Here is a 20,964-nt window from a genome sequence, read left to right as displayed (position 1 = left end):
AGCACGAGAGACCTATCGCATGTGATGCGATAGGTTTTTTGTTTCTTCCGTGTCTAATTTAGATTAAAAATTGAGGCCTTAGAACGCTCTGTATGAGCTTCTAAGGCCTCTTTGTTATCTGCGATAATAAGATGCTTCTCTAGACTGAAGCCTAAGTACGCCGTCCTTCTGCTCCTTACGGAAAGAGAAGGACAGAAGCATACGCGGGATCAGCAGCCATAGGTGCCAACTTACAATGCTAATCATCAATGATTCTTTGATCCATGGATATAGAAGCGCAATGGCACAAAGGCCGATCCAGAACATATGACGATGAACTCGGCGAAATAGGAACAGCTTGATATCATTAGCTGGTTTAAATCCAATCCAAGGCGGTGTAATACGCCAGACCCATTGCCTGTCTGCTGCTTCGTCCACTCGGATAAAAGTAAGCAGTATAATCGCGATATGGATGATTTGTACGACTGCAAAGCCGAAAAGCCATGAAAATAGACCATCCATTTCATACATAAGCATTTGGAAAGCCAATAATACGGCTGCAATAAGCAAATGGCTCTGAATAAGCTCAGGGCGAATGATTTTTCGTTTTACAAGCTGATATTGATAAATTGTAGCATTTTGTTGTTCGGATAATTTTTGACGCATATTTACTTTTCCTTTCCTTCTCAGAGATACTGTGACTCTCGTTAACTATATCGGTATTTACAAGCATTCTGTCCATAGCTTTATGAAACATTTTTACATATGCTGTAACCATTAGCCCATACGGGGCATACGATATATAAATATTTGAAATGCGCTATGAAACAAGTATAAATAGATAGACTATGTGTCATAATAATAGTTAATAAGGGACGATCAGAAAGCGGGGATTGTTATGGACGATAATCGCGAGTATCAGTGTATTATTTGTAACGAGGAAAAGGCTGAAGGTCAGGGTATTCGGATAGTGACCGGTTTTATCTGTGATACCTGTGAAGCGGAAATGATAAGAACAGATGTTAAAGATGCCAAATACCCTTTTTTCATTAATCAAATGAAGCAAATATTTTTGGGTAAAAATGCATGAGCGGTTTCTGATTACAGAAGCTGCTCTTTTTTTGTAGTGTTTATTGAATATTATATATAATAGAAATAGGAATGAATGTTTACTGGAGAGGATTGTACATAAAAAATGAAGCCCTTTATTGCTCCGTTATTTGAAGCGCTTGTGAATCATACCCGTACTAAGCCAGTCGGATTTCACGTACCCGGCCATCATGGGGGACAAGCACTTAAGCAACCATCATGGAATGATCAATTAAATGATGATGTAGTCGATTATTTTTATAAAATAATGCAGCTTGATTTAACTGAAATCTCATCAACCGACGATTTGCATCATCCTGTAGCTTCTATTAAAGAAGCACAGCAATTGGCTGCAAAAACATTTGGTTCAGAGGAGACTTACTTTTTGGTTGGAGGAAGCACCTCTGGTAATATGGCGCTGCTGCTCGCTGCATGTGATCCAGATGATATTGTTATCGTTCAACGGAATGTACATAAATCCATTATAAATGGTTTGAAGCTTGCTGGGGCTAAAGCAGTGTTCCTCTCGCCTCAGATTGAACCGTTATCGGGTTTAGCAACGATTCCTTCTGTCCAGCAAGTGGAAGAAGCGCTTATTCAATATCCTGATGCAAAAGCTGTCTTTTTGACTAACCCGAATTATTACGGTATTAGTGTGAAGCTTAAATCATATGTTGAGACTGTCCATCGGTATAATAAGCCGATTTTCATAGATGAAGCACATGGTGCGCATTATGGCTTGGAGCCAGCTTTTCCGCTGTCGGCAATGTCAGAGGGAGCGGACGGCGTTGTACAGTCAGCGCATAAAACATTGCCGACACTTACGATGGGGGCGCTTCTTCACATTCAAGGCAACAGAATATCAAGGGAATTGCTGCGTCAGTCGCTTGCGATGATTCAAAGCTCAAGCCCGTCGTTTCCGATTTTGGCTTCAATAGATATTTCCCGAGCAATGATTGATGCTTTGGGTACTGATCTTTTTAAACAAAGTCTTGAATCAGCGGCGTTTTTCCGTCAGTGGCTGCATCGTCACTCATCCGTTATACGGGAGATAAAAATCGATGAAAATAGCGAATCAGACTTGCGATCAGATCCGCTGCGACTAGTGCTATACGATTCTAGCGGTAAGCGAACCGGTTATGAGCTGCTGAAGCATATGGAGCAGCATGGTTGTTTTGCTGAGATGGCAGATCCTAAGTATATTGTACTTGTTGTCGGTATTCAGACATCATTAGAGGACATAAAGAGGCTGCAGGAGGCTGTAGAGGCACTTGAGTCCAATGCTACGACAAGTAAAAACTCTGATGGGCTGATGGCTGATTATAAAGAGGGGTGTGCGCTGCCAGCAGCTTCAATAATTACATGCCATGAGAGCCGCTTGATATCAGAGCCTGTTTCGTTTGCGAGATCTAGGTTTAAGAACAAATCAAGTGAGCGAATACAGCTGAAAGATGCTGTACATCATATATCAGCAGAGATGGTCATACCTTATCCGCCTGGCATCGCTATTTTGTATCCAGGAGAGAGAATCACGGCAGAGTTAATTGAGCATATACAACAGCTTGCCGAGATGGGTGCAAAGTTTCAAGGCGCTGCTGATGGAATGATGAATACCATAGCTGTTTACCCTGAATAAGCTGAAAAGCAGAACGATTATGAACTTGAAGTAAATGTTCATTGTACTAGGAGTACCGCTTTGTTAATATAGAAGAAAGTATAGTTAACATAACGTTAGGAGAAGCCTTAGTTTGAAAAAAGGTGTATTCATTACCATAGAAGGCGGCGAAGGAGCCGGCAAATCGACACTGATTGAACAATTGACGAATATAATGCTTCAAAGGGGAAAGTCGATCACGACGACGAGAGAACCAGGAGGCATTCCCATTGCAGAACAGATTCGCGCCGTTATATTGGATCGCGAGAATACTGCAATGGATGCAAGAACAGAAGCACTGCTGTATGCAGCTGCGAGAAGACAGCATTTGGTGGAGAAGGTCGTTCCAGCACTGGAGAAAGGCGAGTTTGTTATTTGTGACCGCTTCGTAGATAGCAGCTTGGCTTATCAAGGTTATGCGCGTGGGCTTGGGATAGATGAGGTCTGGGCCATCAATCAATTCGCGATTAAAGAAGTGATGCCTGATTTGACGATCTACATGGATGTGTCTCCGGAAGTAGGTCTCGGACGTATCGCACAAGCATCAGAGAGAGAAATCAATCGTTTAGACCTAGAGAAGCAGTCTTTCCATGAGAAGGTGCGAGAAGGCTATATGAAGCTGTTGCAGCAGAACCCGGAACGAATCGTGCTTGTAAATGCCGAAAATAGTGCGGATTTGGTGTTTGCTGACGTTTTATCAGCAATTGATGAGCGTTTTGCAGGATTTTTTGCAACCGATGTCAAACTTTAAAGTATAGACGAAATTCTATGCATCAAGAGATTTGTCGTTATGGGGCTTGAGATTCAACAAATGGTTTAATGGTTAAAATTGCAAGTTATTAATAACCTATTCTAATAGTAGTCAAGGGGGAATGAAGATGAAATTAGTAATCGCGGTTATTCAAGATAAGGATAGCAACAGACTGTCAAATGCACTTGTTCGTGAAGGGTTTAGAGCAACGAAGCTGGCAAGTACGGGTGGATTTCTAAGAGCAGGCAATACTACCTTTATGATTGGTATTGAGGACGAGAGAGTACATGAGGTTCTTCAAGTCATTAATGCAAATTGCAAAGTAAGAGACCAATTGGTTACTCCTGTATCACCGATGGGCGGATCAACAGATTCCTATATTCCTTTCCCTGTTGAAGTACAGGTTGGTGGAGCAGCTGTATTCGTAATGCCTGTTGAACGATTTGAGCATTTCTGAATGGGCGTGATATAGAATGAAAATTGATCAAGGCTTTCGACCATTGGGACAAAACCGTACAAACAACGAAGCCACAAACAAACAGATACAGCCAAGAAGCTTTGCTGATGTGATGGTTCAGCAGGATGCTGATCGCACACAAGAGCAGCTTCAACTGAAGCTGCAGGACATTCATAGACAAGGTGATCGACTTGCTAGAGTGATGACTGTCCGTGAATTGAAAATTTATCGTCAAATGATCAAGCAATTTTTGGAGGACACCATCCGGCGCGGCGTTGTGCTGAAGGAAGTCAAAGGCTTCGATCGCAGAGGACGAATTAAACGATATAAACTGCTGGATGAGATCGATGCGACACTCGTCTCCATGGCTGAGGATTTACTCGACAGTGAGCAAGGAAGAATTGACTTGCTTAACAGGATCGGTGAGATACGAGGCCTTCTTATTAATTTATTGTTTTGATGATAAGAGAGCAGGGAAAGGTAAGGAACGGCGATGAGCTTCGAAAATATTCCGGGGCAATGGAAAGCGCAGCGGATTTTGACCCATGCTTTGCAGAGCGGTAAAATTTCTCATGCCTATTTATTTAATGGTCCTTCAGGTACGGGAAGAATGGCGATGGCTCGCGAATTTTCAAAGGCATTGTTCTGTACGGCAGGTATTGCCGCTGCTTGCGGGGAATGCTTGGAGTGCAGAAAATTTGAACATGGCAATCAGACAGACTTAACGACGATAGCGCCAGATGGCCAGTCCATAAAAATTGATCAAATTCGCGAGCTGCAGCGGGACTTTTCTTATCGCAATAGCGGGACGAAGCGCAAAGTGTATATGATAGAGCAAGCTGACAAAATGACGCTGCAGGCTGCGAATAGTTTACTGAAATTTTTGGAAGAACCGTTGTCGCCAGTTATTGCTATTCTGATTACGGATAATGGACAAGCTGTTCTTCCTACTATTCGTTCTCGTACGCAGTGGGTGCCTTTCCTGCCGATGTCGCCTGAGATTATGCTGCAAACTCTTATTGCTGAGGGTGCTCCATCTATTTTAGCCCGAACCGTTGTTCAATTAACATCAGGTTTAGACGGTGCAAGACAATTTCTCCAGCAGAATCAGTTTGCAGAAATCAGAACCCTAGTGATACAATTAGGCAAGGAGAGTTTGACCCGATTCACCGCGGCGATGATCACTGCTGGACAACAGCTATTTAAAACAGATTTGGTAGAGCATACGCAACTGCTGTTGTCGTTATTAGTTATATGGTTTAAAGATTTGATACAGTTCCAGGCCGGCAGGCAGGACAACATCGTTTTTATAGATCAGTTGGATTGGATAAGTAAACATGCATTTAATCGTTCGTTCGCAGGTTGGGTGTCCTGCATCGAGCATACGTTAGAAGCGAGTAAGCGTATGCGAGCGAATGTTACGCCTCAGCTCGCATTTGAGCAACTATTGGTAAACTTACAGGAGGGCTAATTCTTGTATAATGTCATCGGCGTCCGCTTCAAGAAAGCGGGCAAGATCTATTACTTTGATCCGGTTGAGCATCCCGTGGATAAGGAACAACATGTTATTGTTGAAACAGCACGCGGAATCGAATACGGTAAAGTGGTGGTGGGACAGAAGCAAGTCGGTGAATCGGATGTTGTTCTTCCTCTTAAGAAAGTGATACGTATTGCAAGCGATGTGGATGCAAAAGTTGTTGAAGAAAATCGCGCCGCAGCCAAAAATGCGTTTTCTACTTGTCTTGAAAAAATTAAAGGTCATCAGCTTCGCATGAAGTTAGTTGACGTTGAGTTTACGTTTGACCGTAACAAAATTATTTTTTATTTTACGGCAGAAGGCCGAGTTGACTTTCGCGAGCTAGTAAAAGATTTAGCCAGCGTATTTCGAACTCGGATTGAACTCAGGCAAATCGGAGTTCGGGACGAAGCAAAGATGCTCGGTGGTATTGGTCCATGTGGACGAGTGCTTTGCTGCTCCTCTTGGCTGGGTGACTTTGAGCCCGTATCGATCAAGATGGCCAAGGATCAAAACTTATCGCTTAATCCGACAAAAATTTCTGGATTATGCGGTCGTCTCATGTGCTGTCTGAAATATGAGCATGACAATTACGAAAGCATTCGAGAAGAACTTCCGGCAATTGGAAAATTCGTAGTCACCTCATATGGTGAAGGCAAGGTAACTGGTATTAATACATCCACCAAAAGTGTGTATGTGCAATTATTTGATACACCAGGTAAACCGAAAGAACTGTCGATGGATGATGTCGTCATCAAATAAGCGGCAGAGTGCGATTCTCACGGGTGAGGTTACACTCACGCTTGAAGCTCTGGGGTGGGAACTTGGAGAAGAACAATATTTTTGCGAAAATGGATGAGCTGGATAACCAAGTAGGTGTGTTCCATAAGGAGCTTACGGACTTGAAGCAGAAGGTAAAAGAGCTGCTCGAGGATAATAAGCGTCTAAGTGAGGAGAACAACCAGCTGCGTCAGTTGTTTAAGAGAGAGGCTGAGCTAGAGCATGAAGTTGTTGCAGCTCCAGCCAAAGGAATTAAACCGGGAGTAAGCAAAGAGGAACAGGTCATCACTGACCATGCATTCGCGGAAGCGGGAGCAGCAATTGGTGAAGGCCATGACAACTTAACTCGGTTGTATCACGAAGGATTCCACATATGCAACGTTTATTACGGGCATTTGCGGACGGAAGGCGACTGTTTATTCTGTCTATCCTTTCTTAATAAATAGTGGAATCCGTACGACATGCCGCCCTTGCCGCAAGGGGCGGTATTTTTATTAAATATACAATCAAGGAGCGGCCCAAATCGTGTCGGAACATATAACCTTAGCAGAAAACGAACGTCTCGATGATCTTATGACAGAAAATGGTTTGAAAATTATACAAAGCCGGGAAGTGTTCAGCTTTTCACTTGATGCCGTATTATTGTCACGGTTTGCAAGTGTGCCAAAGCACGGGCGAATTGCTGATTTATGTACGGGTAATGGAGTTATACCGATGCTTCTTACAACGAGAACAAATGCGCAAATTGATGCGGTTGAGATTCAACCAAGATTGGCGGATATGGCTAGAAGAAGCGTGATGCTGAATAAGCTGACGGAGCAAATAAACGTTATTGAGCAGGATTTGAAATTGTATCCTAAGATTGCGGGTAACGGGGTATATGATGCGATAACGGTAAACCCGCCTTATATGCCAATAACAGCAGGTGAACAAAACGAAAACGAACACTATGCGATCGCAAGGCATGAGATTCATTGTACGCTGGATGATGTCGCTGAAGCATGTTCTAGGCTGGTGCGCCCTGGCGGCAAGGTTTCGATGGTTCATCGCCCTTCGCGTCTGCTTGATATTGTGGAAACGATGCGTAAATGGAGACTTGAGCCGAAGCGGATTCAATTTGTGCATCCTCATGCAAATGCAGAAGCAAACATGGTATTAATAGAAGCAATGCGTGATGGGAAGCCTGACATCAAGCTTCTTCCGCCAATAATGGTATATGAGAATGGGGTGCAGATCGTTTGAATATACAAAAAAGCTTTGCCGATGCTTCCAAGGAAAATGTTGGAAGCCTCTATTTGGTCGCGACACCAATTGGAAATTTAGAAGATATGACATTCCGTGCGATTCGTACATTGAAGGAAGTACAGCTTATCGCTGCTGAAGATACGAGGCAAACACGGAAGCTGCTTACACATTTCGAGATTGGAACTCGTATTGTCAGCTATCATGAGCACAATAAACAAGCCAGCGGCCCTGAGCTGATCAGATTGCTTCTAGAAGGGCAATCCATCGCATTAGTTAGTGATGCGGGTCTGCCGGCTATTTCTGATCCAGGTGCGGATCTGGTGAAGGACGCTATTGAAAATGGTATTTCCGTTATTCCTATTCCAGGAGCGAATGCAGCATTGTCTGCACTTATTATATCGGGTCTGCCTACGGACCGATTTTTGTTTGCTGGATTTCCGCCGCGCGAGCGAAAGTCATTAATGAAATGGCTGCTCGATATGCAAGCACAGAAAGGGACCCTGCTTTTCTACGAGTCACCCCATCGTATAAACAAAACACTTGATGCACTTCAGGAATGTCTCGGCGATCGCCAAATAGCATGTATCAGAGAACTGACAAAACGCCATGAAGAAGCGGTCCGCGGCCGAATTTCAGAATGTATAGCATGGTTTGAGGAGCATCCGCCACTCGGAGAATTTTGTGTTGTGGTGGAAGGATCAGAGGGTGAAGGGGCAAGTGAGCTGCCAGCGGCAGATATTTGGTGGTCTGAGCTTGATCTTGCTGCCCATGTTGCTCATTATGAGGAACAATTTGATCGTAAGGAAGCCATTAAGAAGGTTGCGCTCGATCGAGGTTTGCCTAAACGCGAAGTATATAATGAAGTAAATAGATAGATGATTATCATATATGTGAAATAGTAGACAAAAAAAAGACCTTCCTGGCCGGGTTCAAGCGCAGGAAGGTATCAAGGAGTATAAAAAAGGTTAGAATTAACAAGTTAATAAGTACAGTATAACTTATTTTTTTTATTTTGTCACAGGTGTTGGCATTTCTGACAAACAAACATGACAAACAATTTTTCCTTTGAAATAAGATACGTTTTCTGCGTTGCCACAGAAGATACATGCAGGCTCATATTTCTTAAGCATGATGCGCTCGCCATCTACGTAGATTTCAAGAGCATCTTTCTCGCCTATTCCAAGTGTACGGCGCAATTCGATCGGTATAACGACGCGTCCTAGCTCATCAACCTTACGAACAATACCAGTAGATTTCATCATAATCTATTATTGCCCCTCTCAAAATACGTTTCGTCATCGTTCGACATAGTTTTTGCTTTTATGATTACTATAATACCAACGATTACCATAATAGTCAACCAGGAATATTCCCCGGATAGCTGAATTCACAAGTATTTGACTAGTTAGTACGGTCATATTACTCTGTAATAGAATACAACAGCTTCGACAATTTGGAAACTAATTTCCGACACTATTCGACATGAAAATCATTTTTTGTGTCGAAAATATGAACAAAGGAGATGAGAGACGATGAAAAAACAGCTGACCGAAGAGAAAGTTTTTAAGGATCCTGTTCATCATTATATATATGTACAAGACCAAACGATTTGGGATTTGATCAATACAAAAGAGTTTCAAAGACTGCGCCGGATACGACAGCTAGGAACCTCCTATTTGACCTTCCATGGAGCAGAGCACAGTCGGTTTTCACATTCACTTGGCGTATATGAAATTACTCGAAAAATTATTTCTCAGTTTGAACGAAACAGCTATCCTGACTGGCCAGTCGAAGAAAAGCTAGTCTCGCTTTGTGCTGCTTTATTGCATGATGTTGGTCATGGTCCGTTCTCGCACTCCTTGGAAGAAGTATTCGACACGGATCACGAAGAGTGGACATGTAACATCATTTTGGGAGATACAGAAATCAATCGCGTGCTAAGTGCTGTATCGGAGCAGTTTCCTGCTCAGGTCGCTGCAGTCATACAAAAAAAATATCCAAAGCCGATTGTTGTTAGTTTGATTTCAAGCCAAATGGATGCTGATCGGATGGATTATTTGCTCCGAGACGCGTATTTTACAGGTGTTAACTATGGAACATTTGATTTAGAGCGCATTTTGCGCGTATTGCGTCCTTATAAAGGGCAAATTGTAGTTAAAGAGAGCGGTATGCACGCAGTTGAACATTATTTGATGTCTCGTTATCAAATGTATTGGCAAATTTACTTCCATCCGGTTACAAGAAGCTCGGAAATTATTCTACGTCAAATATTTCGTAGAGCACAGGAGCTTTACGTGGGTGGCTACTCCTTTCAGTGGATGCCTAAGCAGCTGAAATGCTTGCTTCAGAACACGATGACGGTGCACGACTATCTGAAGCTGGATGAAGCACTCGTTCAGACCGCTTTCGCAGAGTGGGCGGAGGAGCATGATCCTATTTTAAGCGATCTATGTGAACGATTTCTGAACAGGCATTTATATAAGTACATTACGCTTGAAAACCCGGATGAAGAGCTGCTAAATGAGATTAGCGAATGTTTCTCTTCTATAGGAATGAATCCGGATTATCATATGGAAATCGATTTTCCATTTGACCTGCCGTATGACGTATATCGACCAGATAAAAAAGAAGGAGAAAAGAAAGAAAAAGCGCCGATTTTGTTGTTAGATGGTTTGGAAGATATAAGCGAAATATCCTCTAAATCCGACATTGTTCGTTCTATTACTGGCCTGCATCAAGGACAATATCATCTTTATTATCCAGAAGAGCCGCTCAAACAAAATATTCATCGATTGCCGGAATCACTTCGTAAGCTTTTCAAACTAGATTGAAGGAGCATAACATCAACATGACATTACTTTTTGATACACATACCCATTTAGATTCGGAAAAATTTGATGAGGATCGCGACGAGGTCATCCAGCGTGCGAAGGATGCAGGCGTGCATATGCTTGTCAATATTGGTTTTAACCGTGAAACGATCCCTACAACGATGGCGCTAGCAGAGAAATATGATTTTATATACGCAGCAGTTGGTTGGCATCCAGTTGACAGTATAGATATGCTTCCAGAGGATTTGGAATGGATTGAACGTCTATGCGCGCATGAGAAGGTTGTCGCCATTGGTGAGATTGGACTCGATTATCACTGGGATACTTCTCCAAAAGAGGTACAACAAAGGGTTTTTCGTGAGCAAATTCGTCTTGCTCGTAAGGTGGGCAAGCCAATTGTCATTCATAATCGGGATGCTCATGAGGACATTATTCGTATTCTTCAGGAAGAGAATGCAGCAGAGGTTGGCGGTGTCATGCATTGCTTCTCCGGCAGCTGGGAAACGGCTAAACAATGTCTTGATATGAACTTCTATATATCATTTGGAGGACCCGTTACTTTCAAAAATGCAAGGGTGCCAAAAGAGGTGCTTAAGCAGGTTCCGATCGACCGAATTTTGATCGAAACTGATGCTCCATATTTAACTCCTCACCCGTTCAGAGGGAAGCGAAATGAGTCCTCTTACGTCTCTTTAGTTGCAGAGACAGCAGCCGAATTATTGGGCAAAACGGTAGAAGAAATAGGCGTAATTACGACTGAAAACGGTCGAAGATGTTTTGGTATTGTCTAAAAACGAGAGGAATAATGAGAAATAGAGACCTTTATCGCGTAAAAACTAATTTTTATAGCGATAATCGCTTATTTTTTCCTGCTTTATCCTGCTTTTTCGCTTAAATCGTCTTTTATCGTATCTTTACAATTGACCTCGTATGAAGGTATGATTCATCTCAGAGCAATAAAATTTTGTATTGGATTTCCAGTTTACGCTTAATCTCCATTCGGAGAGCGGGGGAACCATGTACGGTTTTTGAAACCGTATTTTGAATTCTTCAGGGGTGAATTTCGAAGCCATTGCCATGAGCATTGTGTAACGAATAGGGCGACTCTCTTGTCCGAATCCGTCAGCTAACCTCGCAAGCGTTATAGAGAGTGATCAACCTCGTGCATCCATTTTTCTGTATCCCAGTGAATCATTTAACCGGGAAGCCACGAAACAGATCCTCTGTCGACGGCTTCTTTTTATTTTCGAATAATCGGGAATTTGTCGACATAGGGATAAAAGATGGGGGTGGGAGGATCGATAGCAGTACTGGATTGCGTGCTCGCACGCCAATATACTATAGTCGCGTCAGTTGTATCATGCGTAACACTTGGCGGCGGGGCTATGAAGGAGGACCGATGAAGTGGGAATACTCCAGGTTAAGGACACCCATGGGAAACGATCATCCAGCATGTCTTTCGCATTGCGATGGAAGCGTGAAAACTTGCGTTTGATTCTTTTGAGTGCTACTATCTCAATCGCTATGACTTTCATGTTTTTGGTGTTGTTGTACGGAACGGCTGTCAAAAGCGTCTCCGTAGTAGTGAACGGACAAGAAACCATTGTGGAAACGAAGCAATGGGTCCTGCAACGCCTACTGGATGAACAAGCTATCGCAATTGGACCACATGATGAGGTGTCCATACCGCTTAATGCGGCAATAAAGGACGGAGATCGTATAGAGGTGACTCATGCGATACCGGTAATTGTGAAGGCTGATGGCAAGACCTCTACTGTATATACGACAGAGAGAACAGTGCAGGCAGCGATCGAGGAATTACATATTCCAGTTCGTGGTCAAGATAAAGTAATACCTCCGCTTCATACCGTTTTGGACAACGAAATGACTGTAACCGTCGTTCGCGTAGATAAGAAGGTAGCTGAGACAGAGCGTGCAATGCCATTCTCTATTGTGAAGAAGAACGATCCAACGCTGGAAGCGGGCAAGCAGAAGCTTGTTCAACCCGGCAAGGAAGGTCTGATCGTAGAGAGTATCGAGAAGCAGTACGAGGATGGAATTCTTATATCGAAGAAGATGGTCAGCAAGGTGGTTGAAACCGCTGCGGTTAATCAGGTTGTCGCCATCGGAACGAAGAAGGAAGAGCCTAAAGTATCTGTGCTCTCGAACAAGAGCCCGAGCTTTACTTCGCTTACGAAGAGCGGTGTAACGTTTAAGGCTAGAAAAGTACTTAAAAATGTCACGTTGACTGCTTATTCTGCAGACCTCTCTTCAACAGGAAAAGATGAAAGCCATCCGGAATACGGGATTACATCATCAGGCACTCGGGTGCAAGAGGGTCGGACGATAGCTGTTGATCCGAAGGTAATTCCCATCGGTTGGTGGGTTTATATTGAAGGAATCGGTTTCCGCCGCGCTGAGGATAAAGGAAGTGCGGTTAAAGGCAACAAAATCGACGTATACTTTGATAGTACAAAGATTGCGAACAAATTCGGCAGGAAAAAAGGCATCACCGTATATGTGCTGGGGCCGAATAAACCAACTGCAAGCTAATTGTGCGGTTACCATCATCTTATCGCAATAATCAATTAAATATGCCATCATAAGGAGAGGCACTGCCTCTTCTTTTTGCATGTCTAAGGGTCTAATACAGTTTATGTAGAAGGGGATGATCTTGGTGATCAAAGAGATCATTGTCGTTGAAGGCAAAGACGATACCGTTGCAATAAAAAGGGCGGTAGATGCAGATACCATAGAGACGAATGGTTCCGCTATCGGTGAGGATGTATTGAAGAGGATTGTGCTGGCCAATGAGCGTCGCGGCGTTATTATATTCACTGACCCTGATCATGCAGGAGAACGCATTCGCAAAATTGTTGCACGTCATGCGCCAGGATGCAAGCATGCTTTTTTGCCGCAGGAGAAGGCTTTGTACAAAGGGGACATCGGCATCGAAAATGCGAGTCCTGAAGCTATTCGTGCGGCGCTCTCTGAGCTCCGTACAGAATCGGCAGATGAAGCGGGAGAAATTAGCTGGGAAGACTTAATGGATGCAGGTCTGATTGTACATCCTGATGCGTCTAATCGTCGCTTGGTTATAGGCAAGCTGCTCGGAATTGGTTATGCGAATGGCAAGCAGTTCTATAAGCGCTGTACAAGCTTTCGGATTTCCAAAGCAGAGTTTACGGAAGCTTTCCGTCAAATGGAAAAGGAACTGGAGGGATAGCTGAATGAGTCAAGAGCATAGTGAGCTTAGCAAGGAAACGGTAAAGCCATCCGCGATAGAGGTGGCTACGCCCAAACGCACCAAAGAAATCATTGCGAAATACGGTTTTTCCTTCAAAAAGAGTTTGGGACAAAACTTTCTGATCGATCAAAATATATTAAATAACATCGTAGCGTCAGCTGAGCTTGATGAAACGAAGGGCGCGCTTGAAATCGGCCCCGGTATTGGCGCGCTCACACAGCGGCTTGCCAAAGCGGCTGGTAAGGTGACGGCTGTCGAAATCGACAATAGGCTCATTCCGATTTTGAAGGATGTGCTGGAGGGCGAGGAGCATACAACCGTCATTCATGGCGATGTGCTTAAGCTTGATTTGAAGAAGCTGTTCGAAGAGCAGTTTGCGGACGTAACAGGTGTAAGTGTTGTTGCCAACTTGCCTTATTATGTGACAACGCCAATTCTTATGAAGCTGCTTGAAGAGAAGCTGCCGCTTGAGCATATCGTCGTCATGATTCAGAAGGAAGTCGCGGAGCGGATGGCAGCGAAGCCAGGCGGCAAGGAATATGGCAGCCTCAGTGTAGCCGTTCAATATTACTGCGTGCCTAAGGTTGTCTGCATGGTGCCTCATACGGTGTTTATACCGCAGCCAAATGTAGATTCAGCCGTTATTAAGCTGTCATTGCGTGACAAGCCAGCTGTTGATGTACCCGATGAGGATCATTTCTTTAAAGTGGTGCAAGCCAGCTTTGCACAGCGACGGAAGACACTGGCGAATAATCTAACTGCATTCGTGGGCAAGGAGCGCCGCGAAGCATTAACGGAAATGCTTTTAAGCAACGATATTGACCCTATAAGACGCGGTGAGACGTTGTCGCTCGAGGAATTTGCGCGGATTAGCCGCAGCATGCTGGAGGCCGGCTGGTAGAGCTAGGCCGTTTCATCATAAAATACTCACCATTCGCACGCTCTGCCCATAGGATAGACGAAGAGGTGATTTACCCATGAAGCAAGGGGACCTGGTCGTCCGCAAATCGTATGGCGGTGACGTGCTGTTCAAGGTTGAGGCTATTCGTACACATACTGCCGTTCTGAAAGGCACGGATTACCGATTGCTTGCGGATGCTCCGATTCCTGATTTGTCGGTCATACGCGATCCAGAAACGACAAGTGCGGTGCAAGAAGTTCGAATTAAAGTGAATGATTCATTAAGACGCATGCATTCTGAACGGGAACGTCAAGCGGTTGAGAATGAGGAGCATATTCGGCATGCGCTGCAGCAGACTCAACCATTCTTTGAAGTGCCAGGAAAGGTACTTCACCTTGATGGTGATAGTAATTATTTGAAGAAGAGCATGCAGCTGTACAATACGATGCAAGTTCCTTCCCACGGTCTCCATGTGCATGAGTCTCAGATGGCTGATGTGCTTTACCGTCTGCTGCCCCAAATTCAACCGGATATTGTCGTAATAACAGGTCATGATGGCGTACTGAAAAGCCGTTTGCCCATGGATCTGTACAGTTTAAGCAGCTATAAAAACTCACAACATTTCGTTAATGCCGTACGCGTCGCTAGAGAATATGAGAGAAGCCGTGACGGGTTGATCGTTATTGCAGGTGCTTGCCAATCCCATTTCGAAGCTTTGCTGCAAGTGGGCTCAAACTTTGCAAGCTCGCCAGGACGAATATTGATTCATGCGCTCGATCCTGTTTATATAGCGATTAAAGCAAGCTATACATCCATAAAAGACACGATTAACTTAGCAGATGTCATTCATGGTACGATAAGCGGAATTGACGGCGTGGGCGGTATTGAGACAATGGGCAGCTTCCGTGTAGGTCTGCCAAAGCCAAAAATTACGTCACCGAACTCTGTATTAAAGCAGTAACAGATAACGATATGTTCTGAAGGGATGAATAGAGACTATTTTCAGGCTGAAAATAGTCTAATCAAACATGTCCTTTTCGCCACAATTTTGTATCAAATGTTACGTTTAAATTGAATCAACTTCTTAATATGTATATTTTTTGCTTCGTTATGTATGGTTTTTTAAAAAATGGGTGAAATCACCGTTGACAAGTAAATATACCGACTGATATAATATTTTGCTTTGTTTGACAAACCTCCTCCTTTTGGTTATAATGGACAAGGAAAGAGGTGGTAGTGGACAATGGCAAAAAATGCGCTATTGGATATTAAACGCAGCTTGGAAGCTCATGTTGGCTCCAAAATCCGTCTTCGAGCGAACGGTGGACGACGAAAGACCATCGAACGAACCGGTACGTTGGAAGAAACCTACCCTTCTGTTTTCATTGTAAAGCTGGATGAAGAGCAGCATGCCTTTAAGCGTGTCTCTTACAGCTATGCGGACATACTGACTGAGTCGGTGGAAGTGACCGTATGCAATGATGAAGGTCAAGTCCGTATCGCCCATTTGCAACAATAGAATATATATCGCCTAGTGAGGCATGTTAGCGCAGATCGCATCTGCGCTTTTTTTTTGCATTCATTCATTTACCTTTGCGAAAAGAAGGCGGCCATTTCCATCTCCGTATGGTCGCTTGTCATTTGAAGCATACTACCTGTGCAATAGTGACAGCCGTATATTTTGATTAGAATGACGTAAATTTGAATATGGAGGTAATGAAATGGGTCGCAGAAGACGCGGAGTAATGTCTGAGGAATTGAAATATGAGCTTGCTAAAGATCTTGGTTTTTATGATACGGTGCAGCAAGAGGGCTGGGGAAGCATACGCGCGAAGGACGCCGGAAATATGGTGAAACGCGCAATACAAATCGCTGAACAGGCTGCTGCCAAAACAAATCAACCCTAAGTGATGGCTCCTATTTATACGTGAAAAAGCTAAGCAGATGACTGTCGAAAAACATTCGATTGTCATCTCTTAGCTTTTATTGCGTTGGTTTGATATAATGATGCTTAAGCTTACGAACGAACGGGTGAACTTATCAGATGAAAATTTATGAAAAAGCTCCTGCCAAAATTAATTTATTGCTCGATGTACTCCGCAAGCGTGATGACGGCTACCATGAAGTCGAAATGATTATGACGATGGTTGACCTTGCAGACCGACTTGAAATGGAAGAGCTACCTAGAGATACGATCATTATTTCAAGCCAAGTTGGATACATACCGTTAGATGAGAAGAACTTAGCGTTTCAGGCAGCTAGGCTTATTAAAGACCGTTATGATGTTAAGCAAGGCGTATATATTCATTTAGACAAAAAGATACCAGTCGCTGCGGGACTCGCTGGCGGTAGCAGTGATGCTGCTGCTGCTTTGCGAGGGCTAAACCGTTTGTGGAAGCTGCAGATCCCTGAGGACGAGCTGTGCAAGCTAGGCGCAGAGCTTGGCTCTGACGTTCCGTTCTGTGTAACAGGCGGCACTGCAATCGCAAGGGGACGTGGTGAGAAGCTTGAGCATATCGCCAACCCTCCGCAATGCTGGGTTGTACTTGCCAAGCCGCCAATCAATGTATCGACGGCTGACGTATATGGCAGATTCCGCGCAAATGAGCTTAAAGAGCATCCATCCATTTCAAATATGGTTGGTGCACTTGAGCGCGGTTCTTTTGCCGATATATGTGAAGGACTTGGCAACGTACTCGAGAAAGTTACGCTGGACGTGCATCCTGAGGTTATGCAGCTGAAGGAAAGTATGATTCGGCTTGGTGCCGATGGCGTGCTTATGTCAGGCAGCGGACCTACTGTATTCGGCCTTGTGTCGAAGGAAGCCAAGCTTCCTCGTATTTATAATGGGCTCCGCGGTTTCTGCAAAGAAGTATATGTGGTAAGAATGCTCACATAAGGCTGACGTTCTCCTTGATTAAATCCGTATAAAAATGTTATATTTACATTATAATATTCGGATTTAGGTGGGGGGAGATGTGTTTGAAAAAGTTGAAACGGAGCTCGCGGTTGGTAGAGATGACCCAATACCTGTTAAGTCGACCCCACACGTTAATTTCACTGACAGCATTTGCTGATCGATATCAATCGGCAAAGTCTTCAATTAGTGAGGACCTGGCGATCATAAAAGAAGTGTTTGAGGAAGAAGGTATCGGCGAGCTTCATACACTTGCAGGAGCAGCAGGCGGAGTAAGATATACGCCTAAGATGCAAGAAACGACGGCTCTTACCATTATGACAAGCATATGCCGCCAGTTAGAGCAGCCTGAAAGGGTCCTTCCCGGCGGTTATTTGTATATAACGGATATGTTAGGCCAACCAGAGCTTCTCGCGGATGTCGGCAGAATGTTTGCAACTGCGTTCGCAGACCGGAAGATTGACGTCATTATGACCGTTGAGACAAAAGGAATACCACTAGCTTACGCTACAGCTGCGTGCTTGAATATTCCGGTTGTTATTGTACGGCGTGACAATAAGGTAACAGAAGGCTCTGCAGTGAGTATCAACTATGTATCAGGATCAACCAAGCGGATTCAGACGATGTCACTCGCACGTAGAGCGCTTAAGGAACAATCCCGCGTTCTCATTATCGATGACTTTATGAAGGCAGGCGGAACGATCCAAGGCATGATGGATTTGCTGTTTGAATTTAAAGCTATCGTCGCAGGCGTTGGCGTATTTGTTGAGTCAGGCGAGGTAGAACTCGAGGAACGGCTTCTTGAGGACTATGTCTCACTAGCTAAACTGACGGCTGTTGATATGAAGACAAAACAAACGACGGTAATTCCAGGCAACTATTTTAAAGAATAGATACGTGTAAATGAGAGCTTATTACATCTTGTTAGGAAGGCTGGGACCATCATGACAACAAAGCAACAAATGCAGGTGATTGCAACGGACAAAGCTCCTGCAGCGATCGGACCTTATTCGCAAGCGATTAAGCTCGGAGGATTATTGTTCACTTCAGGACAAATTCCACTCGATGCGGCTGGGCAGCTTGTTGATGGCGGCATTGAGGAACAAACGCATCAGGTGTTTAGAAATTTGGAGGCCGTGCTTGCTGCTGCAGGTGCCAGCTTTCAAGATGTCGTAAAAGCGACCGTATTTATGAAAGATATGAATCAATTTGCAACGGTAAATGGCATTTACTCCTCTTACTTCGGAGAGCATAAACCGGCTCGTTCGGCCGTGGAGGTCGCAAGGCTGCCAAAGGATGTTCTTGTCGAAATAGAGGTCATTGCATCGACAATTGTCGAATGAAAACGAAAAAGATTCAAAATAAAAAAAATATTTTAAATTGAGTATGATTTTACCAAAAATGTAGAAGGAATTGGCACAAAAACGTGGAAGTATACACCAAGTCTCTGATAGACAAAGGTGGTGAACACAAGTGCAAATTACTGATGTCAGACTCCGCCGTGTAAATTCCGAAGGGCGTATGAAGGCAATCGCATCCATTACTATTGATAATGAATTCGTTGTTCACGATATTCGTGTCATCGATGGAAACAATGGTATGTTCGTTGCAATGCCAAGCAAACGTACTCCGGATGGAGAATTTCGGGATATCGCTCATCCGATCTCTTCAACCACCCGGGAGAAAATCCAGGCTGCTGTTCTCGCAGAATACGAGCGCGCAGCAGAAGAAGTTGCGATTGAAGAAGGAGCTTAAGGCACTGCATTTTATGTTTTTGGGGTTGATTGGAGAAGAGAGCCATGGCTCTCTTCTCTTTTTTTTGCGAGAGGTGATTGCTAAGCATGTGATTACGTGCGACTTATCTTTTTACTATGAAACGAATAGGTTGTAGTGTAGAATGACAGGCAGCGATTCCATACACTTGGAAATCGAGCAACATATTCGTATAATGGAATAGGATGTACGACTTGAATCTTTGCAGCTTTCAGCGTTTGCTGATGAAGATAGCACTTTTTTCACACTTATAAAGCTATACTAAAATAATCATTTATTGCAGGTCTAGGGGGTCTTTCATATGAAAGTTATGGCGATTGTGCTTGCTGCAGGACAGGGCAAGCGTATGAAATCGAAGTTATATAAGGTGCTGCATCCGGTGTGCGGCAAGCCGATGGTAGGCCATGTGCTTGATGTTGTGAAGGAAGCGGCTGCGGAGCGCGCGGTCGTTATTGTAGGTCACGGAGCTGAAAAGGTTAAATCGTATTTGGGCGATGGCGCTGAATACGTCTTGCAGGAGCAGCAGCTCGGTACCGGTCATGCGGTGCTGCAAGCGGAAGCACTGCTTGGCGGCGAGAAAGGTACGACGATTGTGATTTGCGGCGATACTCCGCTTGTGCAAGCATCGACAATTGAAGCCATGCTTGAGCTGCATCATTCGAGCGGAGCTGCTGCAACGGTGCTGACAGCCGCTTTTGACGATCCTACAGGCTATGGCCGCGTTATTCGTGGCGAAGATGGCACTGTACAGCGGATTGTTGAACAAAAGGACTGCTCAGCTGAAGAAGCGGCAGTTAAAGAAATTAATACAGGCACATATTGCTTCGACAATGAGAAGCTGTTCACTGCGCTTGCTAAGGTAACGAGTAATAACGCACAAGGCGAGTATTATTTGACGGATGTTATCGGAATATTCCGTGAAGCGGGCGAATCTGTTCAAGGCTACTGCACGACAGATGTGTCAGAAGCCATAGGCGTGAATGACCGCGTGGCGCTTGCTGAGGCAGAGCGTTTCATGCGCGATCGAATTAACCGCAATCATCTGCTTGGCGGCGTCACTTTGATTGATGCGTCCTCAACTTACATCGAAGCGGGTGTTCAGATCGGATCTGACACTGTCATATATCCAGGCACAGTGCTTCGCGGGTCAACAATTATCGGAGAAGATTGTGTTATCGGTCCTCAAGCTGATATTGCGGACAGTACGATCGGCAACGGCGTCGCGATTAAATATTCAGTTGTTTCTGAATCTGTAATTGGCGATACAAGCGCTGTGGGGCCATACGCTAATTTGCGTCCAGGCTCGAAGCTTGGCGTTGGCTGCAAAGTTGGTGACTTTGTGGAGCTCAAAAACGCATCACTTGATGATGGCAGCAAAGTATCGCATCTAAGCTACGTTGGTGACGCTAAGGTTGGCAAAGACGTGAATATCGGCTGCGGCGCCATAACGGTCAATTATGACGGTTACAATAAATTTGTAACGGAAATCGGCGATAATGCCTTCATTGGCAGCAATGTCAATTTGATTGCACCATTGAAAATTGGCGATGGCGCATATGTTGTTGCCGGCTCTACGGTTACGCATGATGTACCTGCTGGTGATCTTGCGATCGCACGCGAACGCCAAGTGAATAAATCAGGTTATGCGGATAAGATCCGTGGACGTGCAAAAGCTAAAAAAGAAAAGAAACAATCATAATACCAAATGGTTGATATAGAGGATGCAGTGACGAATTCAGAGGATGAATTCGTTGCTGCATCTTTTTTTATGCAAATGTCATTTAAAGTTTAATTTTTGGCTGTAGTGGGTAAGTTATAGGGAAA

The 20,964-nt window shown here is 44.2% G+C and carries 25 protein-coding genes and 1 riboswitch; of the genes, 23 read left to right on the top strand and 2 right to left on the bottom strand.

Features of this window, described 5'->3' with window-relative positions; all coding sequences use genetic code 11:
• Positions 1-114 precede the first annotated feature (114 nt).
• Positions 115-645, bottom strand: coding sequence for a hypothetical protein (locus tag ACIFSR_RS26750; protein ID WP_076271261.1), 531 nt, complete (start codon positions 643-645; stop codon positions 115-117).
• Positions 646-877: 232 nt separating this feature from the next.
• Between ACIFSR_RS26750 and ACIFSR_RS26745 the strand changes: the two genes are divergently transcribed.
• The 10 genes from ACIFSR_RS26745 to rsmI all read left to right on the top strand — a co-directional run bounded on the left by ACIFSR_RS26745 (position 878) and on the right by rsmI (position 8,346).
• The gene (locus tag ACIFSR_RS26745) at positions 878-1,069 is read left to right on the top strand and encodes a sigma factor G inhibitor Gin (RefSeq protein WP_339205847.1); all 192 of its coding nucleotides are present in this window, start codon (positions 878-880) and stop codon (positions 1,067-1,069) included.
• A gap of 105 nt (positions 1,070-1,174) precedes the next feature.
• Positions 1,175-2,704, top strand: coding sequence for an aminotransferase class I/II-fold pyridoxal phosphate-dependent enzyme (locus ACIFSR_RS26740; RefSeq protein WP_430061200.1), 1,530 nt, complete (start codon positions 1,175-1,177; stop codon positions 2,702-2,704).
• A 112-nt stretch (positions 2,705-2,816) separates the two neighbouring features.
• Positions 2,817-3,473 carry a dTMP kinase gene (gene tmk, locus ACIFSR_RS26735; RefSeq protein WP_339205851.1) on the top strand — a complete coding sequence of 219 codons (657 nt, stop codon included), beginning with the start codon at positions 2,817-2,819 and terminating at the stop codon, positions 3,471-3,473.
• 127 nt (positions 3,474-3,600) lie between these two features.
• Complete coding sequence (locus ACIFSR_RS26730; protein WP_054025787.1) at positions 3,601-3,930, top strand: cyclic-di-AMP receptor; 330 nt, start codon at positions 3,601-3,603, stop codon at positions 3,928-3,930.
• Between the two features lie 16 nt (positions 3,931-3,946).
• On the top strand, positions 3,947-4,390 hold the full coding sequence (locus ACIFSR_RS26725) for a YaaR family protein (protein ID WP_076271265.1): 444 nt from the start codon (positions 3,947-3,949) through the stop codon (positions 4,388-4,390).
• A 33-nt stretch (positions 4,391-4,423) separates the two neighbouring features.
• A complete protein-coding gene (gene holB, locus ACIFSR_RS26720) occupies positions 4,424-5,401 on the top strand; it encodes a DNA polymerase III subunit delta' (RefSeq protein WP_430061197.1) in 978 nt (325 codons plus the stop codon).
• A 3-nt stretch (positions 5,402-5,404) separates the two neighbouring features.
• The gene (locus ACIFSR_RS26715) at positions 5,405-6,208 is read left to right on the top strand and encodes a PSP1 domain-containing protein (protein WP_053373398.1); all 804 of its coding nucleotides are present in this window, start codon (positions 5,405-5,407) and stop codon (positions 6,206-6,208) included.
• A gap of 62 nt (positions 6,209-6,270) precedes the next feature.
• Entirely contained in the window at positions 6,271-6,672 is a 402-nt protein-coding gene (locus ACIFSR_RS26710) for an initiation-control protein YabA (protein ID WP_076271267.1), read from the top strand.
• A gap of 127 nt (positions 6,673-6,799) precedes the next feature.
• Positions 6,800-7,468: a tRNA1(Val) (adenine(37)-N6)-methyltransferase gene (locus ACIFSR_RS26705; protein WP_076271322.1), complete on the top strand. Its 669-nt coding sequence runs from the start codon at positions 6,800-6,802 to the stop codon at positions 7,466-7,468.
• Positions 7,465-8,346: a 16S rRNA (cytidine(1402)-2'-O)-methyltransferase gene (rsmI, locus tag ACIFSR_RS26700; protein ID WP_339205854.1), complete on the top strand. Its 882-nt coding sequence runs from the start codon at positions 7,465-7,467 to the stop codon at positions 8,344-8,346. Before ACIFSR_RS26705 ends, rsmI begins: the two co-directional genes overlap by 4 nt.
• 132 nt (positions 8,347-8,478) lie before the next feature.
• Here the strand turns inward: rsmI and ACIFSR_RS26695 are convergent, their stop codons facing one another.
• Entirely contained in the window at positions 8,479-8,733 is a 255-nt protein-coding gene (locus ACIFSR_RS26695) for an AbrB/MazE/SpoVT family DNA-binding domain-containing protein (RefSeq protein WP_054025791.1), read from the bottom strand.
• A gap of 270 nt (positions 8,734-9,003) precedes the next feature.
• Between ACIFSR_RS26695 and ACIFSR_RS26690 the strand changes: the two genes are divergently transcribed.
• From ACIFSR_RS26690 to glmU, 13 genes are all read left to right on the top strand, one after another.
• Positions 9,004-10,302 (top strand): HD domain-containing protein, encoded by a 1,299-nt coding sequence (locus ACIFSR_RS26690; protein ID WP_339205857.1) that lies wholly within the window; start codon positions 9,004-9,006, stop codon positions 10,300-10,302.
• A gap of 17 nt (positions 10,303-10,319) precedes the next feature.
• The gene (locus ACIFSR_RS26685) at positions 10,320-11,093 is read left to right on the top strand and encodes a TatD family hydrolase (RefSeq protein WP_076271270.1); all 774 of its coding nucleotides are present in this window, start codon (positions 10,320-10,322) and stop codon (positions 11,091-11,093) included.
• 184 nt (positions 11,094-11,277) lie between these two features.
• A riboswitch (cyclic di-AMP (ydaO/yuaA leader) is annotated at positions 11,278-11,458 on the top strand.
• Positions 11,459-11,706: 248 nt separating this feature from the next.
• Positions 11,707-12,855 carry a ubiquitin-like domain-containing protein gene (locus tag ACIFSR_RS26680; protein WP_339205860.1) on the top strand — a complete coding sequence of 383 codons (1,149 nt, stop codon included), beginning with the start codon at positions 11,707-11,709 and terminating at the stop codon, positions 12,853-12,855.
• Positions 12,856-12,979: 124 nt separating this feature from the next.
• On the top strand, positions 12,980-13,528 hold the full coding sequence (rnmV, locus tag ACIFSR_RS26675) for a ribonuclease M5 (protein WP_430061193.1): 549 nt from the start codon (positions 12,980-12,982) through the stop codon (positions 13,526-13,528).
• Positions 13,529-13,532: 4 nt separating this feature from the next.
• Positions 13,533-14,450: a 16S rRNA (adenine(1518)-N(6)/adenine(1519)-N(6))-dimethyltransferase RsmA gene (rsmA, locus tag ACIFSR_RS26670; protein WP_430061191.1), complete on the top strand. Its 918-nt coding sequence runs from the start codon at positions 13,533-13,535 to the stop codon at positions 14,448-14,450.
• Positions 14,451-14,526: 76 nt separating this feature from the next.
• Positions 14,527-15,411 carry a sporulation peptidase YabG gene (gene yabG, locus ACIFSR_RS26665; RefSeq protein ID WP_076271274.1) on the top strand — a complete coding sequence of 295 codons (885 nt, stop codon included), beginning with the start codon at positions 14,527-14,529 and terminating at the stop codon, positions 15,409-15,411.
• A 282-nt stretch (positions 15,412-15,693) separates the two neighbouring features.
• On the top strand, positions 15,694-15,969 hold the full coding sequence (gene veg / locus ACIFSR_RS26660) for a biofilm formation stimulator Veg (protein WP_053373389.1): 276 nt from the start codon (positions 15,694-15,696) through the stop codon (positions 15,967-15,969).
• Positions 15,970-16,171: 202 nt separating this feature from the next.
• Complete coding sequence (locus ACIFSR_RS26655) at positions 16,172-16,357, top strand: small, acid-soluble spore protein, alpha/beta type (protein ID WP_054025797.1); 186 nt, start codon at positions 16,172-16,174, stop codon at positions 16,355-16,357.
• A 137-nt stretch (positions 16,358-16,494) separates the two neighbouring features.
• On the top strand, positions 16,495-17,349 hold the full coding sequence (gene ispE, locus ACIFSR_RS26650; protein ID WP_339205863.1) for a 4-(cytidine 5'-diphospho)-2-C-methyl-D-erythritol kinase: 855 nt from the start codon (positions 16,495-16,497) through the stop codon (positions 17,347-17,349).
• A gap of 83 nt (positions 17,350-17,432) precedes the next feature.
• Positions 17,433-18,260, top strand: a complete 828-nt coding sequence (gene purR, locus ACIFSR_RS26645) for a pur operon repressor (RefSeq protein WP_076271323.1) — start codon at positions 17,433-17,435, stop codon at positions 18,258-18,260.
• 51 nt (positions 18,261-18,311) lie between these two features.
• Positions 18,312-18,710: a RidA family protein gene (locus tag ACIFSR_RS26640; protein WP_305953918.1), complete on the top strand. Its 399-nt coding sequence runs from the start codon at positions 18,312-18,314 to the stop codon at positions 18,708-18,710.
• Between the two features lie 130 nt (positions 18,711-18,840).
• Positions 18,841-19,122, top strand: a complete 282-nt coding sequence (gene spoVG, locus ACIFSR_RS26635; protein WP_028609566.1) for a septation regulator SpoVG — start codon at positions 18,841-18,843, stop codon at positions 19,120-19,122.
• 319 nt (positions 19,123-19,441) lie between these two features.
• On the top strand, positions 19,442-20,839 hold the full coding sequence (glmU, locus tag ACIFSR_RS26630; RefSeq protein WP_430061187.1) for a bifunctional UDP-N-acetylglucosamine diphosphorylase/glucosamine-1-phosphate N-acetyltransferase GlmU: 1,398 nt from the start codon (positions 19,442-19,444) through the stop codon (positions 20,837-20,839).
• Positions 20,840-20,964 lie beyond the last annotated feature (125 nt).

The sequence above is a fragment of the Paenibacillus sp. NRS-1760 genome (assembly GCF_050467785.1).
GTDB lineage: Bacteria > Bacillota > Bacilli > Paenibacillales > Paenibacillaceae > Pristimantibacillus.
Note: the sequence above shows the minus strand (reverse complement) of the source record. Positions and strands in the feature narration are given on the sequence as shown.

What these genes read in the sequence shown, in the direction of transcription:
- ACIFSR_RS26690 (WP_339205857.1), top strand. Translation starts at nt 9,004, where the DNA reads ATGAAAAAACAGCTGACCGAAGAGAAAGTTTTTAAGGATCCTGTTCAT.
- yabG (WP_076271274.1), top strand. Translation starts at nt 14,527, where the DNA reads ATGAAGCAAGGGGACCTGGTCGTCCGCAAATCGTATGGCGGTGACGTG.
- veg (WP_053373389.1), top strand. Translation starts at nt 15,694, where the DNA reads ATGGCAAAAAATGCGCTATTGGATATTAAACGCAGCTTGGAAGCTCAT.
- ACIFSR_RS26740 (WP_430061200.1), top strand. Translation starts at nt 1,175, where the DNA reads ATGAAGCCCTTTATTGCTCCGTTATTTGAAGCGCTTGTGAATCATACC.
- ispE (WP_339205863.1), top strand. Translation starts at nt 16,495, where the DNA reads ATGAAAATTTATGAAAAAGCTCCTGCCAAAATTAATTTATTGCTCGAT.
- ACIFSR_RS26750 (WP_076271261.1), bottom strand. Translation starts at nt 645, where the DNA reads ATGCGTCAAAAATTATCCGAACAACAAAATGCTACAATTTATCAATAT.
- rsmA (WP_430061191.1), top strand. Translation starts at nt 13,533, where the DNA reads ATGAGTCAAGAGCATAGTGAGCTTAGCAAGGAAACGGTAAAGCCATCC.
- holB (WP_430061197.1), top strand. Translation starts at nt 4,424, where the DNA reads ATGAGCTTCGAAAATATTCCGGGGCAATGGAAAGCGCAGCGGATTTTG.
- ACIFSR_RS26685 (WP_076271270.1), top strand. Translation starts at nt 10,320, where the DNA reads ATGACATTACTTTTTGATACACATACCCATTTAGATTCGGAAAAATTT.
- ACIFSR_RS26705 (WP_076271322.1), top strand. Translation starts at nt 6,800, where the DNA reads ATGACAGAAAATGGTTTGAAAATTATACAAAGCCGGGAAGTGTTCAGC.
- ACIFSR_RS26725 (WP_076271265.1), top strand. Translation starts at nt 3,947, where the DNA reads ATGAAAATTGATCAAGGCTTTCGACCATTGGGACAAAACCGTACAAAC.
- ACIFSR_RS26730 (WP_054025787.1), top strand. Translation starts at nt 3,601, where the DNA reads ATGAAATTAGTAATCGCGGTTATTCAAGATAAGGATAGCAACAGACTG.
- ACIFSR_RS26655 (WP_054025797.1), top strand. Translation starts at nt 16,172, where the DNA reads ATGGGTCGCAGAAGACGCGGAGTAATGTCTGAGGAATTGAAATATGAG.
- glmU (WP_430061187.1), top strand. Translation starts at nt 19,442, where the DNA reads ATGAAAGTTATGGCGATTGTGCTTGCTGCAGGACAGGGCAAGCGTATG.
- ACIFSR_RS26745 (WP_339205847.1), top strand. Translation starts at nt 878, where the DNA reads ATGGACGATAATCGCGAGTATCAGTGTATTATTTGTAACGAGGAAAAG.
- ACIFSR_RS26695 (WP_054025791.1), bottom strand. Translation starts at nt 8,733, where the DNA reads ATGATGAAATCTACTGGTATTGTTCGTAAGGTTGATGAGCTAGGACGC.
- ACIFSR_RS26640 (WP_305953918.1), top strand. Translation starts at nt 18,312, where the DNA reads ATGACAACAAAGCAACAAATGCAGGTGATTGCAACGGACAAAGCTCCT.